12 protein-coding genes are annotated in these 15181 nt (G+C 34.1%); 2 read left to right on the plus strand and 10 right to left on the minus strand.

Annotated elements, in window-relative coordinates:
• Positions 1 to 179: 179 nt before the first annotated feature.
• Complete coding sequence (locus tag ACR65M_RS16485) at positions 180 to 2510, plus strand: cell wall-binding repeat-containing protein (RefSeq protein ID WP_440273839.1); 2331 nt, start codon at positions 180 to 182, stop codon at positions 2508 to 2510.
• A gap of 146 nt (positions 2511 to 2656) precedes the next feature.
• The gene (tagU, locus tag ACR65M_RS16490; RefSeq protein WP_440273840.1) at positions 2657 to 3613 is read left to right on the plus strand and encodes a polyisoprenyl-teichoic acid--peptidoglycan teichoic acid transferase TagU; all 957 of its coding nucleotides are present in this window, start codon (positions 2657 to 2659) and stop codon (positions 3611 to 3613) included.
• Between the two features lie 131 nt (positions 3614 to 3744).
• Here the strand turns inward: tagU and ACR65M_RS16495 are convergent, their stop codons facing one another.
• From ACR65M_RS16495 to ACR65M_RS16540, 10 genes are all read right to left on the minus strand, one after another.
• The gene (locus ACR65M_RS16495) at positions 3745 to 3912 is read right to left on the minus strand and encodes a hypothetical protein (protein ID WP_440273841.1); all 168 of its coding nucleotides are present in this window, start codon (positions 3910 to 3912) and stop codon (positions 3745 to 3747) included.
• 24 nt (positions 3913 to 3936) lie between these two features.
• A complete protein-coding gene (gene wecB / locus ACR65M_RS16500; protein ID WP_440273842.1) occupies positions 3937 to 5079 on the minus strand; it encodes a non-hydrolyzing UDP-N-acetylglucosamine 2-epimerase in 1143 nt (380 codons plus the stop codon).
• Positions 5080 to 5473: 394 nt separating this feature from the next.
• Positions 5474 to 5902, minus strand: a complete 429-nt coding sequence (locus ACR65M_RS16505) for a hypothetical protein (RefSeq protein WP_440273843.1) — start codon at positions 5900 to 5902, stop codon at positions 5474 to 5476.
• A gap of 85 nt (positions 5903 to 5987) precedes the next feature.
• On the minus strand, positions 5988 to 7985 hold the full coding sequence (tagH, locus tag ACR65M_RS16510) for a teichoic acids export ABC transporter ATP-binding subunit TagH (protein ID WP_440273844.1): 1998 nt from the start codon (positions 7983 to 7985) through the stop codon (positions 5988 to 5990).
• Positions 7986 to 8165: 180 nt separating this feature from the next.
• Entirely contained in the window at positions 8166 to 8969 is an 804-nt protein-coding gene (locus tag ACR65M_RS16515; protein ID WP_440273845.1) for an ABC transporter permease, read from the minus strand.
• A 90-nt stretch (positions 8970 to 9059) separates the two neighbouring features.
• Positions 9060 to 10337 (minus strand): nucleotide sugar dehydrogenase, encoded by a 1278-nt coding sequence (locus ACR65M_RS16520; RefSeq protein ID WP_440273846.1) that lies wholly within the window; start codon positions 10335 to 10337, stop codon positions 9060 to 9062.
• Positions 10338 to 10505: 168 nt separating this feature from the next.
• A complete protein-coding gene (gene galU / locus ACR65M_RS16525) occupies positions 10506 to 11390 on the minus strand; it encodes a UTP--glucose-1-phosphate uridylyltransferase GalU (protein ID WP_440273847.1) in 885 nt (294 codons plus the stop codon).
• A gap of 106 nt (positions 11391 to 11496) precedes the next feature.
• Positions 11497 to 12519: a serine O-acetyltransferase gene (locus ACR65M_RS16530; RefSeq protein ID WP_440273848.1), complete on the minus strand. Its 1023-nt coding sequence runs from the start codon at positions 12517 to 12519 to the stop codon at positions 11497 to 11499.
• Positions 12520 to 12575: 56 nt separating this feature from the next.
• The gene (locus ACR65M_RS16535; protein ID WP_440273849.1) at positions 12576 to 14366 is read right to left on the minus strand and encodes a hypothetical protein; all 1791 of its coding nucleotides are present in this window, start codon (positions 14364 to 14366) and stop codon (positions 12576 to 12578) included.
• Between the two features lie 68 nt (positions 14367 to 14434).
• The gene (locus ACR65M_RS16540; protein ID WP_440273850.1) at positions 14435 to 14926 is read right to left on the minus strand and encodes a triple tyrosine motif-containing protein; all 492 of its coding nucleotides are present in this window, start codon (positions 14924 to 14926) and stop codon (positions 14435 to 14437) included.
• Between the last annotated feature and the right edge of the window lie 255 nt (positions 14927 to 15181).

A 15181-nucleotide genomic window follows, 5' to 3' on the forward strand; every position in this document is an offset into this window, starting at 1 on the left:
TTATAAATCTATGCCTATAATCTGGATATTACTATGTTTAAAATTAGTTTGTACAATATATAAAAAGAATCTATCCTCTGAATAAAAATTGCATAATAATGCTGAGAACACTAATCCACACATTAAATACTTTATTAATGAAATACTACGAATATAGATTCTAAAAGGAAGTGTGGCCTATGGATTTCTTTCACTCCTACAAAATAATTCAAAATGAAGATTCTGTCGAGCTGATTCTTTATGTAAATCCTCATTCTACTGAGTTCGCTTCGGAATTAGGTGAAATAACGGATCATAAAAAAGAAAGTCTTCAACAACTTGTAAATAAGTATGTAAAGAATAAATTTCCCAATGTTGCTGTAAAGTCGGTAAAAGTAATGGCAGGTTCATTATTGATTGCTACCCTCTTAATCGATACACCCAAGGCAAGCGCTGCAACTGAATTTAATATGGGTTATTTATATTTTGGCTCAACGGACTCATTTATTACTCAGGTTGACCGAACACATGGAGTTATTAACGAAACAGCCCCAAGTTATTTTGATTTAAACAATGACGGTTCTTTAAAAATCACTTCTAAAATGGACAAAGCATTTATAACAGAAATGCATAAGCGAGGTGTAAAAGTAGTTCCATTCGTAAGCAATCACTGGGATCGAAACCAAGGGAGGGCAGCACTGGCGAATCGTGAACAACTTTCTTCTCAAATTGCAAAGGCTGTTAAGGACTATAATCTCGATGGAGTGAATGTCGATATTGAAAATGTATCAGAAATTGACCGCGAGAACTATACGGACTTCGTTCGGCTACTTCGGGAAAAGCTTCCGTCAGATAAATCCGTATCTGTAGCTGTTGCTGCGAATCCAAATGGTTGGACAAAAGGCTGGCACGGTTCCTACGATTATCAGAAACTCGCCCAATATTCCGATTACTTAATGATCATGGCATATGACGAAAGCTGGCAAGGAAGTGAGCCGGGTCCTGTTGCTAGTATCTCTTTTGCAGAACGTTCAATTAAGTATGCTCTTGCACAAGGTGTTCCTTCGAGTAAAATTGTGTTAGGATTACCCCACTACGGGCGATATTGGATTGAAGGACAAGCAGTAGGTGGGTATGGAATCTCAAATAGTCAAGTTGAAGAAATAATAAAGAAATATAATGGCAAAGTTACATTTGATGAGAAAAGTAAATCTCCTAAAGCTACAGTCATAATAAAAAAAGGTGAACCACCAACTATTATCAATGGAAAAGCTTTGGATCCCGGTACTTACACGATTTGGTATGAAAATGCACAATCAATTAAAGCAAAGGTAGACCTTGTCGATCAATATAACATCAAAGGAACCGGTAGCTGGAGTCTCGGACAAGAAAACTCTGCTCTGTGGACAGAATTCAAAGATTGGATTCCGCAAGTAGGAATTCCACAACAAAATCTAGATGAATTTCCATCAAGCACATTGACTACAGTTAATTTGCGGGAATCACCCTCAATTAGCGCGGGCATAGTTAGCACCTTAGAAAAAAGTAAGCCTCTAAAGGTTCTTGAAAAAACTATTACTGGAGAGGGAAATGATTGGTATAAAGTACAGCTTCAAGATGGTACAGAAGGATATGTTGCAGGTGAATACATTAATGTTGTAAACCGTATATCAGGGAAAAATCGTTTTGAGGTAGCCGTCAATATTTCAAACCAAGGTTGGCCCGAAAAGGCTGATACGGTTATCCTTACAAATTATACTGCATATGCCGATGCACTTGCTGCTTCTCCTTTAGCCTATCAAGAAGATGCTCCCATTCTGTTAACACATCAAGATCGACTATCTGTTGAAACAAAAGCAGAGTTAAATCGATTAAAACCGAAAAAGATCATTATTGTAGGTGGGACTGGAAGCGTTGATGAAAGTGTAGCAAAAGAGCTAACGAATGAAGGGTATTCCAACATTGAGAGGATAGGTGGGAAAAACAGATATGAGGTTAGCTATCGTATCGCACAAAGAGTAAGTAACACAGACACAGCCATTGTTGCAGATGGCAGGAACTTTCCTGACGCATTGGCAATTGCACCATACGCAGCAAAAAATGGGTACCCCATTCTATTAGCAAATGGAAATAACTTACCAGACGAAACAATACAAGCTCTCAAAGAAAAACAAATTCAAAATACGATTGTTGTAGGAGGGAATGCAAGTGTTGGAAATGATGTCTATATCCAACTTCCTTCTCCTCAACGTATTTCTGGCAAGGACCGTTATGAAGTTGCCGCAAATGTTATACGGGACCTAAACCTAAACCCATCAAGCGTATATATTGCAACAGGGGCTACATTTGCTGATGCATTAACTGGCTCTGTACTTGCAGCAAAAGAAAATGCATCTCTAGTACTTACTAGACAAGACAGACTGCCTGATAGCTCATTATCGCTTCTCTCTGAAAGAAAAATAACGAAACATAAAATATTAGGTGGTACTGGTTCAGTCGGAAATTCGGTCGTTGGTCAACTCAGAAAATAAGAATTGTTGAGCAAAACAACAGTTTACAACACCACAAATAATACAATATACCTACAATAATTCCATATTATTTCCATTGTTATTATTTCAATTCAAGCTTATAATTCATAGTTGTTGACATTTTTAGACAAAAAGGGAGAAAGAATATGGGGAGACAAAATAAAAAGAAAATGAGTACAGGTAAGAAAGTACTACTCTCAATTCTTAGTATTATTATAATTGTAATTCTAGGTGTTGGAGGATATGGCTTTTACCTATATAATTCAGTAGCAAAAACGGTTGATTCAATGCACACGCCAATTGAGAGAGATAAATCGGATAAACGTACAGAAGAAGTCGTGTTTGAAAAACGCGATCCTATTTCAGTGCTACTAATGGGTGTTGATGCACGTGCAGGTGATAGAGGCCGCTCCGATTCACTCATTGTCCTAACAGTTAACCCAGGAGATAAATCAATGAAAATGGTAAGCATTCCGAGGGATACAAGAACTGAGATTGTTGGAAAAGGATTTCAGGATAAAATCAACCATGCTTATGCATTTGGTGGTCCAGAAATGGCAATTGATACTGTAGAAAACTTTCTTGATATTCCAATTGATTATTATGTTCAAGTGAATATGGAAAGCTTTAAGGAAATTGTAGATGCTGTTGGTGGTGTTACTGTTAATAGCAATTTTGCTTTTAATTACGATGGCCATACGTTTAGCGAGGGACAAATTACTCTAAATGGAGATGAAGCATTAGCCTATACTCGAATGCGCAAAAAAGACCCCCGTGGGGACTTCGGTAGACAAGAAAGACAAAGACAAGTCATCATGGGTGTTATCGATAAGGGTGCAAGCTTTTCGTCTTTAACAAAATTCGGCGGTATTTTAGATGCATTAGGTAAGAACATTCAAACCAACCTAACCTTTGACGAAATGGTTGATATTCAAAAAAATTACAAAGAGGCACGACATAGCCTTGAACAATCGATGGTGAAAGGTAGCGGCACAAAAATAGACGGGATTTATTATTATTCAGTTCCCGAAGAAGAACGTACAGCTCTTTCCACAATGTTAAAAGAACATTTAAAGATAAGTGAAAATGTATCAAAAAAATAAGACGGTTTTAAGTAAGCATGGTGAAAGTAAACACACTAATCACCATGCTTTTTTGCTTACCTTTAATTTTTGAAACGAGAATTATTACATTCTATAAAATCTAGGTATGTAAAAAAGGAGAACACCTACATTCATTTATAGGTGTTCTCTTCTTTTTTCTCATATTCAGTTAATCGAATTTTTATTGCTTGTTTTACTTGTTTCTCTAGTGAAAGAAGCTGTTCATAACTCGCATCCTGGTAAATGTATCGGATAACTTTCTTAACGCTTTTCGGTAAATCTTTAAATTCTTTGTTCATTCAACCACCTAGGTGTACTTATTCTTATTGGAATGGATCTGGCGCTTCATCAGTTCTTCCAAAATGATGGAGGATTGCGTGAACGATTCGATGCGATGCATTTCCATCCCCATATGGGTTTGATGCATGTGCCATCTTTTCATACGCTTCTTTGTCATTTAATAACTCATAAGCCATTTGATAGATGGTTTCCTCGTCAGTACCCGCTAATTTTAGCGTACCTGCCTCAATTCCTTCTGGACGCTCAGTTGTATCTCGCAGAACAAGAACAGGCATACCTAGAGAAGGAGCCTCTTCTTGCACTCCACCAGAGTCTGTTAAAATGATATGCGCTCTAGAAGCGAAGTTATGGAAATCTAAAACACCAAGTGGTTCGATTAAATGAATTCGGTTATCATCACCTAAAATTTCATCTGCCACTTCACGCACCGCTGGGTTCATATGCATAGGGTAAATTACTTGAACGTCCTCATGTTCAGTTACAAGCCGTTTAATCGCACGGAACATATTTCTCATAGGCTCACCTAAATTTTCACGACGGTGAGCTGTTAATAAAATAAGACGGTCATTCCCAAGTTTTTCAAGAATCTCATTTTTATAGCTATCTGTTACTGTTGTTTTTAAAGCATCGATAGCTGTATTACCAGTAATGAAAATAGTGTCCTCTTTCTTATTCTCATTAATAAGATTCTGATAAGACTTTTTTGTAGGCGCAAAATGAAGATCTGCAATAACACCTGTTAACTGACGGTTCATCTCTTCTGGGAATGGAGAGTACTTGTCCCACGTACGAAGTCCTGCTTCAACGTGCCCAACACTTGCTTGGTTATATAAAGCTGCAAGACTCGCAACAAATGTAGTCGACGTATCACCATGAACCAACACAATATCAGGCTTAACATCTTTAATAACCTCATCAAGCCCCTCAAGCGCACGAGTTGTTACCCCAACTAGCGTTTGGCGATCCTTCATAATATTTAAATCATGATCAGGAGTAATTTCAAAAATCTCTAGCACTTGATCCAGCATTTGTCGATGTTGTGCTGTAACAGTTACAATTGAATCAATATGATCAGGATATTTCTCAAGTTCCTTAACTAAAGGAGCCATTTTAATAGCCTCTGGTCTTGTTCCGAATACGGTCATTACTTTAATTTTCTCAGACAAAATTAGACACACCTTTCTCTTGATTAAAACCATTATAAGTATTATGTGATTTCTCTCTATTCTTTTATGTATTAACCTTCTAATCACCTGTATCATTATACGTTATCGACCTAATATTTCAAGATATTTACACCTTTCGTCAATTAAGAAGAAGATTTAATATAGAAAGTATTTCAGCAACCTTAATGAGCAATGCTTAGAATAGTAGCTTAGGGAGAGGGCTTATGTTAATTATTAAAAATAATCATCTTTCTTCCTCTCATCTTTACTATTGCCTTTTTGAGGCAAGCATCAAAAATTAGGTATATTAAATTCAATTTGTGGTATTCTACTATTAAAAACGGAACACCTTTTTATCCACCCCTTACAGTCACTGTAAGGGGCTAATTGTTTTTCATGCGTTGTATCTTGTCGTACGGTCTTTCTTGGCTTTACTAGTTGTTCCCCATTTCTTTATTCCCAAGATAATAAGTCTAATAAATACATAAACAGCGAAAAATAAAAGGAATCCCCATAATCCAACAACAGCATCGATAAAGTCCATCTTTCCTCTTCCCGTAATTTGCTGCTGAATTTCAATTGCAAATACAATAATAACAATCATGGTGAATGTATAGGTAAACGAAATGGCAGTAATGCTGTATCTCGCAAGGAGTCGAAAAGCATCCTGCACAATCGAAAACCCGATGATCCCGATAATACCAATCACCCAAAAATGGAGATCTTTATCCGTAAGAACTAATCCTAGGCTCTTTGTTATATCTAGCAATAGATCATGAAAAATATTTACTATTTCTGCAATAAGTATTATAACTTCTTTCATTCCATCATCTACCCTTACTAAAAATAAGGAACTTCCAAAGTAAATGTTTCCACTTTGGAAGCCCCTTTTTATTTCTATCTATATTTTACGGTTCCGAAGGAGTAATCGGGTCTGGTGTCGGATTCTCTGGGACGACCGGTTCCTCTGGTGGAACAATCGGGTCTGGTGTCGGATTTGCCGGTTGCTCAGGCTCAGGCTCCGTAGGCACTGTAGGCTCCGTAGGTTTAGGAGTCGGTATTGTCGGTTCCTTTGGCTTCTCTGGCTCTTTAGGCTGAGTAGGCCTTGTTGGTGTTGGAGCAGGCGCCTTTGGCTTTTCTTCCCGCGTCGGAGGTATCGGTGTTGTCGATACCTCCTCTGTTTCATTTGTTATATTATTCTCAGTTTGATTGGTTGGCTGTTCCAAAGCACTGTCCTCAAGTAAATCAAGCTCAATTACTGCATCCTTATCTTTCATAATGGGACGGATGACCAGCGTGTCCAATTGATTTGAATTAATTCCCTGGAAAACAAAATCATAATTTTCTCCGTGATAAACAAGATAATTTTGTTCATCATTGACAAGCTGTGGCTCAGCTAAATCTGTGGCTATTTTATTTCTTGTCGTTGTTTGACTCAAGGTATACGTAACCTCAGATAGACGCCCAGCCTGGTCGAATGTATAAGTATTTGAATCTTCCTCTATTAGCGATTCAACATCAGTTGTAAACAACTCATTTAGATTGGATAAATCAAGATTGAAGTGTGTGCCAACTTTTGATAAAAATTCTTCCTCTTCAACTTGTTCATCGAGCTCCGTAACAACCTCATCACTAATCCATACTTCCTGATTGTCTTGTATTTTAAATTTAATCCAATTCATTTCACCATTGGGATCTTCCTTCACTTCACTTACAAGAATCGGTTGGCCAAAATAAACCATGCTCACCGGATTACTTGAAGCGATATCAGGCATATCCCTTACACGAGCTGCAGGTACGTTAACATAGCGAATATCAAGCTGTTCAAGAATTTCAGGTTCTTTTTCCACTGTTTCAGTGTTGATTTTTGCATCCTCATTTTCAACAATAACCTCAGGTTCAATCTTTTCCGGGGATTTGGGTTGGTTGTCTGTAAAGAACTTGTCCCAGCTTAGAACACCCCCCGCAGTTAAAAGTGTTACAAATAAGAGACTAATAAACCAGAATATTTTTTTGTTCTTTTTCTGTTTTTTGAATCGTGTAGAGTTTGGAATTTTTTCATTATAATATTTGTCGTCCTTATCTTCATCTTCACTCGGTTCTTCAACAACTTTATTAATTCGACTTCTTCTTTCATCAAACTCATTTTTAATTTTTTCTTGTTCTTCCTTTGGTAATTTTCTAAAGCGATTCACGAACTTATCATATTTCGGAATTACTCTTTCAACACTACCGAATGATTTGATTTCTCCCGCCTCAAGCCATAAGGCTTTTTGACAAAACTCCTTAACCTGGCTACTAGAATGGCTTATAAAGAAAATGGTTTTTCCCTTTTCCTTGAATTCATTCATTTTTTCCAAACTTTTATTAGCAAAAGTCTTGTCCCCGACAGAGAGTGCTTCATCAATAACTAGAATATCTGGATCTATAGTTACGGATATTGCAAATCCTAAGCGAGACTTCATTCCACTCGAATAACTTTTTACAGGTTGGTCTATAAAATTTCCAAGTTCAGCAAATTCAATAATTTCAGGTGTCATTTTTTTAATTTCCTGTTTAGAAAATCCGAGCATTAGGCACTTTAATTCAATGTTTTCTCTACCTGTTAATTGATTATTAAGACCAGAAGATATTGATATAAGAGCAACCTCACCATTAATTGTAATTTCCCCTGATGTAGGTTGGATTACCCCTGCTATCAGATTGGATAATGTCGATTTACCAGACCCATTAATACCTATAATTCCTATTACATCACCTTTTTTAGCTGTAAAGCTAATATTTTGAAGAGCATAAAAATTTTTTCCATATTCTTTAGGCAGAGCAATATCTAATAGCTTATCAGATGTTTTTCGAAATAATTTATATTTTTTTGTAACCTTATTGAAAATAACCGAACTACTCATGTTAGCTCCTTTAGACGTATCATTATTTAATTCCCTTATATTTTACCATACCAATATTACCATAAAAAATGCGCATAATAATAATTGATATCTACCTTTTTGTTGTTAATTTTTATACATTGGTTTAACTTTGAAAAAAGACAAGTGAGAATATCACTTGTCCTTTTTACTGAAAGTATATTACAGATAGTCTACAAACTTATCCCTGAATTTTAAATGTAGTACAGAACCTCCCCATAAAATGGTAAGGGTAACTAACCAAAAATAAAAAGTATGAAGAGGATGTTCATAAAACCATCCGTATCCTAAAAATGTGTTTCGAAAACCTTCTATTAAATAAAATACTGGATTTAGCTTTAGTATCATAAGGAAACGGTCAGGCAAATAACTCATATCCCAAAGTATAGGTGTTAAGTATAACATCATGCGAACAATAGATTGTAATACCATTTGAAAATCACGAACAATCGTTGAAATAGTTGAACTTAATAAGGAAAATGCAAAAAGAAATGCGAATGTACATAATAAATAATATAATAACTGAATTAAATATACTCCAGCAAATACGTCATAGCAAAAAAGTATAACAAATAAGATAACTAGCATTGCAAAAAAATTAAATGTATTACCTACAATAACAATTGTTGGTAATACACTTACTGGAAACTTCATTTTTGATACTAGGTTTACTTTTGAATAGACACTGTTTGCCCCCTGATTAATAGTTGGAGCAATGAAAAACCATGGAATTAATCCCACTAATAGCCAAGCTATAAATGGAACATCACCCATCGGTCTTCCTTGTCTTAAACCAATTCCAAAAACGAACCAATAAATCATAACTTGAATTGCAGGATTTAGGAATTGCCATAATACGCCTAAGTAATGCGATTGATATTTACTTTTTATATCATATATAGATAATCGAAAAATCAAATGAATATTACTAAATTGTTCCCTAAGTATTAACCCTGTAGATTTCATGTATAGCTTCCTTTTACGATTTCTTTTAGCATTTTAAAAAAAGGAGGAGAGTAACTTATATGAAGAGATTACTCTGCCTCAAAACAACTTTTATACTAAAACTGGCTCACTTTGAATAAATTGGTAAAGATTACCGAAGTTGATATACTTACATTCTTCTGAACGGTTATTCACCACATTTTTCGTGTCGAAAATTTGTTTATTCGCCATACTAGATAGCATATTCCAATTTAATTCACGGAACTCATTGTGGTCAGTAAGGATTAACACTAGATCAGAATCTTTAACAGCAGTTTCCATCTCTTTTATTACAAAATCTGCTTCTACATGTGGATCGAAGGAACGCACTTCAAATTTTCCTTCATTGATTAATAAATCCCTAATTTCCATTGCTGGACTTTCACGGACGTCATCTACATTTCCTTTATATGTTAGACCAAATATAGTAACAACTTTTCCATTTACTTTTTCCATTAATTTATTGACATTTTCAGTAACAAACTCAGGCATAGAAGTATTAATACTTCTTGATAAGTTAATTAGTTTTGCTTGTTCAGGTGCTTTTGCAACAATGAAATATGGATCAACTGCTAAACAGTGCCCACCAACACCAGGTCCAGGTGTGTGTATGTTTACACGTGGGTGTTTATTAGCCATTTGAATCACGTCAAGTGCATTAATTTCTAGTTCAGTACATATTTTTGTAAGTTCATTTGCTAATGCAATATTTACATCACGGAAAGTGTTTTCCATAAGCTTGGACATTTCTGCAGTTTTTGCATTAGTTTTAATTATCTCACCTTTAACAAATGTGCTATATACCATCGCACCAGCTTCAGTACATTCAGGCGTTACACCACCAACAATGCGATTATTATGGATTAACTCATGTAGGATTTGTCCTGGTAATACACGTTCTGGACAATGGACTAAGAAAATATCCTTACCAACAACAAATCCCGTTTCTTCTACAAGAGGTTTTACAAAGTCATCCATACTTCTTGGAGCAATTGTTGATTCTACAATGAGTACATTTCCTTTTTCTACAAAACGAAGTGCTGTTTTAACTGCAGATAAAACATAATTAAGATCACATGACTTATATTTATCATTATTATTTGGTGTTGGTACTGAGATAATAAATGCATCCGCTTTTTCAGCTTCTAATGAAGCTTTAAACTTACCCTTAGCGATAACTTCCTCTAAGGCTTCCTGTAAACCCGGTTCTTCAATATGGATTTTTCCATTATTTAACGATTCAATTACTGCTGGGTTAACATCAACCCCGACAACATCTACATCATGTTTTGCAAACATAATTGATGTTGGAAGTCCTATATATCCTAGTCCTATAGTACAGATTTTCATAATAATCCCCCTAAATTTTCCTTATAATATAAAGCTAAATTCCGACAACACTCGACTAAGAATTATAATGTGTAAGTTAACTGTTGTCAATAAATGTAATGCTAATTGGAACTATTAATAGCATAAACATAATTTATTATTTCATTATTTTTCGAATTATATTTCCTATCACGATTCTGATAATACTTCTCTTTTTAGAATATGCTCCATGAAATTCAATAAATCTTCTTTAAGCTCTTTGTTTTGCAATGCAAATTCAATTGTGGTTTCTATAAACCCTAACTTTTCTCCAACATCAAAACGTTTACCTTCAAATTCATAGGCGAATACTCTTTGAATATTGTTTAATTGTTGAATTGCATCTGTTAATTGAACTTCATTACCAGCGCCTATTTGTTGCTTCTCAAGAAATAAAAATATCTCTGGTGTAAGTATATAACGTCCAATTATGGCTAAATTAGATGGAGCAGTTCCATAAGGTGGTTTCTCAACAAAATGTTGAACTTGATATAAACGTTCTATCTTGGTTAAAGGATCAATTACCCCGTATCGATGCGTTTCATTTTCAGGTACTTGTTGAACTCCAATTACAGAAGACAATGTCTTATCATACATATTTATTAATTGTCGTAAACAAGGAGTAGATGATTGAACAATATCATCCCCTAAAAGAACTGCAAAAGGTTCATCCCCAATAAAATTTCTTGCACACCAAACCGCATGTCCTAGTCCTTTTGGTTCCTTTTGACGAATATAATGAATATCAACTTCTGATGACTGCCTTACTTTCTCTAACAGCTCAAACTTCTCTTTCTCCAACAAATTTTGCTCTAACTCATAGGAATTATCAAAATGGTCCTCAATAGCCCTTTTCCCTTTTCCTGTTACAATAATTATATCTTCAATACCTGATTCAATAGCTTCTTCAACGATATATTGGATTGTAGGCTTGTCTACAATGGGTAGCATTTCCTTAGGCATTGCTTTAGTTGCAGGTAAAAAACGGGTACCTAGTCCTGCGGCCGGAATTATTGCTTTTTTAACTTGTTTCAATTTTTTCATCTCCTTTTTCAAAAAAATAAAATAAACAAATATCATTTATTTTAAAATGTGTTGGAGAAGAAGACTTTCCTGTAGGGCCGTAGCAAAAAACTTTCAATTATTTAGTATTAAAATAATGACTATACTTTACTATATCAGTACTTATTATTTTTGCGGGCACTCCAGCAACAACACAGTTATCAGGTATTTCCTTCGTAACAACTGAATTAGCTCCGATCACTACATTATTACCTATTTTACCCCCTATTAATTTGGCTCCTGGACCTATCCAAACATTGTTACCAATAATCGGAATATCCCCTCTAGATCCAATAGTAACATTTTGTGATATTTTAACGTTATTACCAATTATAGATTTCCCGTTTATTACAGTTCCGATACCGCCATAACCAAAACTAACACCTTGTCCCATTTCAACAGTATAAGGAATATAAGAATTAAATTTATCTTTTATGAAACTCTTTACAAAGTTCGCGCCTTTAATTAATCCATTCAAGTAACATTTCCTTGAAATAAAATATAAATCATAAGCAGATAAATTATACATTGTTTCAAGCACTATGTTATCCGGAAAATAATTCATCCTAAATATCTCAAAATTAATTCCTTTCTGGATAAACAATTCCTTATGTTCTTCCCTAAAGTCTTCAACCACAACAATTTTATAGTCCTCAATATTATCTACGTTTTCCATATAAATTATTTCCGAATCAAAAAACGTTTGACCAACTTGCTTCTCATCATTGCAAATAAAACCATCTATTTTATACTTTTTTTCTAAAATATGCTTTACTGCAGCAGACATTTTAGAGATACCATAAATTAATATAGGTTTTGTGTTTACACTTACACCTTGCTCTCTGAAGCCATCAAAATATATTCGTTGTGTACTTTGAACGTCCCTTGTACCACCTTTACCCTTTACGTATACCCGCACTAAGTACTGACCCGGATCCTCAAGGTTAAAGGTAAAATTGGAACTTCTGCTATAAGGTGTTTTTTCTATTACTTCATTGTATTTAAATAAATAATAAGCAAACAAATAATCATTTTCTTCATGCTCAACCGCAACTCTTAATTGAAAAAAATTCACCAAATTAACACTTAAATTTTTTATCATAATAACCATCCTAATATTTGTTAACTATAAAGTCTACTCCGACTTTATAAAAGTTATTATTGTTGAATATAATCGATTGTTGAATATATTGAATATAGAGAACGAATATGTGCACGATTTTTTAAATCGTTATTTATTAGTCTACTGAATAATTTTCTATTTAATCCTGCAAATATTTTATCAGCATTTTGGCTTTGGAATAATAATTTCAATTCCGATTGAACCTTATCAAGATTAACTATCTGCCATAATGGTGCGCCGACTTCCTTTGCCTTTTTTATGTGGATCTCTTCTGGTTTAACCCCATCAACTGGTTTGGTTTTATGAATTTGATCATTCAAGTAATATTTTGGTTCTCCACTTTTTGTAAAATTAGTATGAACAGGTTCTCCTTTTATTTCAATATATCCCTTAGTATATCTGTTTGAATCGAACGGCAACTGTGCTAAAATTGGAGAAAAATAATTAAGTATATCAAACCCCATAATATTTTCGTGTCTTATACTTGCTGGTAAAGAAAATGCTGATTTAAGAGCATCAAGAGAGTATAATGGATCGAAACGTCCAGTTATTTTTGACCAATTATAAGAAATTGGACCAATATAGTATCTTGTTTTCACCAACAAATATGTGTACTCCCAAAGGTCCACTTCTGCAATACCAAGACTTCTTAAGTAATTAAACTTAGATTCCACTTTACTATATAGATTTGTTTTAAATTGTTCGGACAGTAATGAAGTGTCAGAAATCCCCAATAACAATGCTCCATATCTTTTTTCTAATAGAGAAGGAATATTACTAAAATCTACTCCAGCTAATAACTTCCCATGGGAACCTCTAAAGTATTCTCCAAATCCTCCACTTAGAACTATATTATTATTTGGAATATGATAGTCAGAAGCTGGACTTGCAATAATTCCACCGGTAAAATCCAGAGGTAATCTTAATTGTTCTTTAAAGTTTTTATAATTTTTCTTAAGATTGAATCCTGGAAAATCTGTCATTTTTAAATCGAGCTCAACTGCTAATTTTTCAGCTATCATTTTATCAGGTAATTTGTTACTTCCACTACAATAAAAATAAATGTCATCTTTCAGGTCATTTCCGATTATTCCAGATAACACAATTCTAGAATCAAAACCACCTGTTAAATGTGATATTTTGAATCCATCATTCTTATATCTTCCAACTGAAATAATATTATCTGAAATGTCCTGCACACCTTTCTCAAATAAAACATTATAAGTTTCTTTAATATTAAAAAAATCGCTCTTTATTACATATTCAAGAATGGTCACATTTCCTTCTTGATCTAGAACAATAAACTCAAACGGTTCTAATACTTTGATTTCTTCATATGGCGAAGAAAAGAAACCACCTCTTCCAGTAGCTATCATTTCATAAAAATAGTCAGTGCAAACGTTAAGTTCCTTACCAAATAATCCAAGGAGTTTGACAATATCTCTTAGTTCGTTAGAAATAATTATTAAATCCTCATCTATATAGTAATTCACCATAGCATATCCTAATGGATCTGGAGAAATAGTTACTTTTTTGTAGCTTGAAGAATATTGATAAATACAAACTCCACCTCGAATTAAGGAACCACGTTCGTGAGGTGAGATTTTAAAAATTTGGTTTCCCTTTAAATCTGGCCCTTCCATTACAAATTTATTATTGACTACACCGCAACCGGCAATATCTACGATATCACCATAAATTTCTTCTGATTTATAGGTTAGCATTAAAAGATTCTCAGTTAGCCAATTCTGTTGATCTTGATAAAGTAATTTATCTTTAATATCTTGACTAGTTGTATATAAGACTAATGGTGCAGAATTTTTCATTAATTTTTACTCCTCAACAATATCATCAATATTAGACTATTGTTCTGATATTGGAATATTCTATCGTCTTATTCACCTGTTTTAATTATTAATACTTTGGAATTTCTAGCTGTTTGGTTATTACTCTTATCCCGAACATAGACCCTTACTTTATAATCTCCTGGAGCATCTCCATTAAATATGAGTTTTGAATTAATACTATAAGGAACTTTTTGGATTAAACTATCATTTTTATATATATAAAAAGCGTACTTTATCCCTTCTCCAATTGCATCACAACTAACTTCTATACTTTTGTTATCAATTTTCTTTATTAAAACTCTTTTTATTTCTAAGCTATCTACAATTGGATTATTTTCACAATTTAACTTATCAACAGTTTCAATTTGTTTTAGTGACTGATACTTAAAGTTTTCCAATCGAAATTCCGTGTTACAAGTTTCAGTAATTCCTGTAAACTCTAGTTCAACAGTAGTAAAAGGCTTTTTCTCTTCCATCTTTGGAAACATCCATCCCCTTGGTCTTGGACGGACTTGAGCTGATATCGTTTTAAGATTCAATTGTACGGAAGAGGTAAACTCTATCTCCATCACCTTTTCATTACCCTTATATAGCTCAATTAACTCGTCACGCTTTTGAACTTTTAATTCAGGAGATATATGCCAAAGTAAATTATATTTATGCGTGTCATTGGAAGTAATGGTGTCCTCAACCAGAACGACTTTTTCTAATTTTTTAGGCTGTGTTAAATTTTAATGTTGATATTCATTATAAAATTAGGGATACCTAAATGGTTCCCTAACTTTTGTAATTTG

The organism is Ferdinandcohnia sp. SAFN-114, assembly GCF_059415045.1.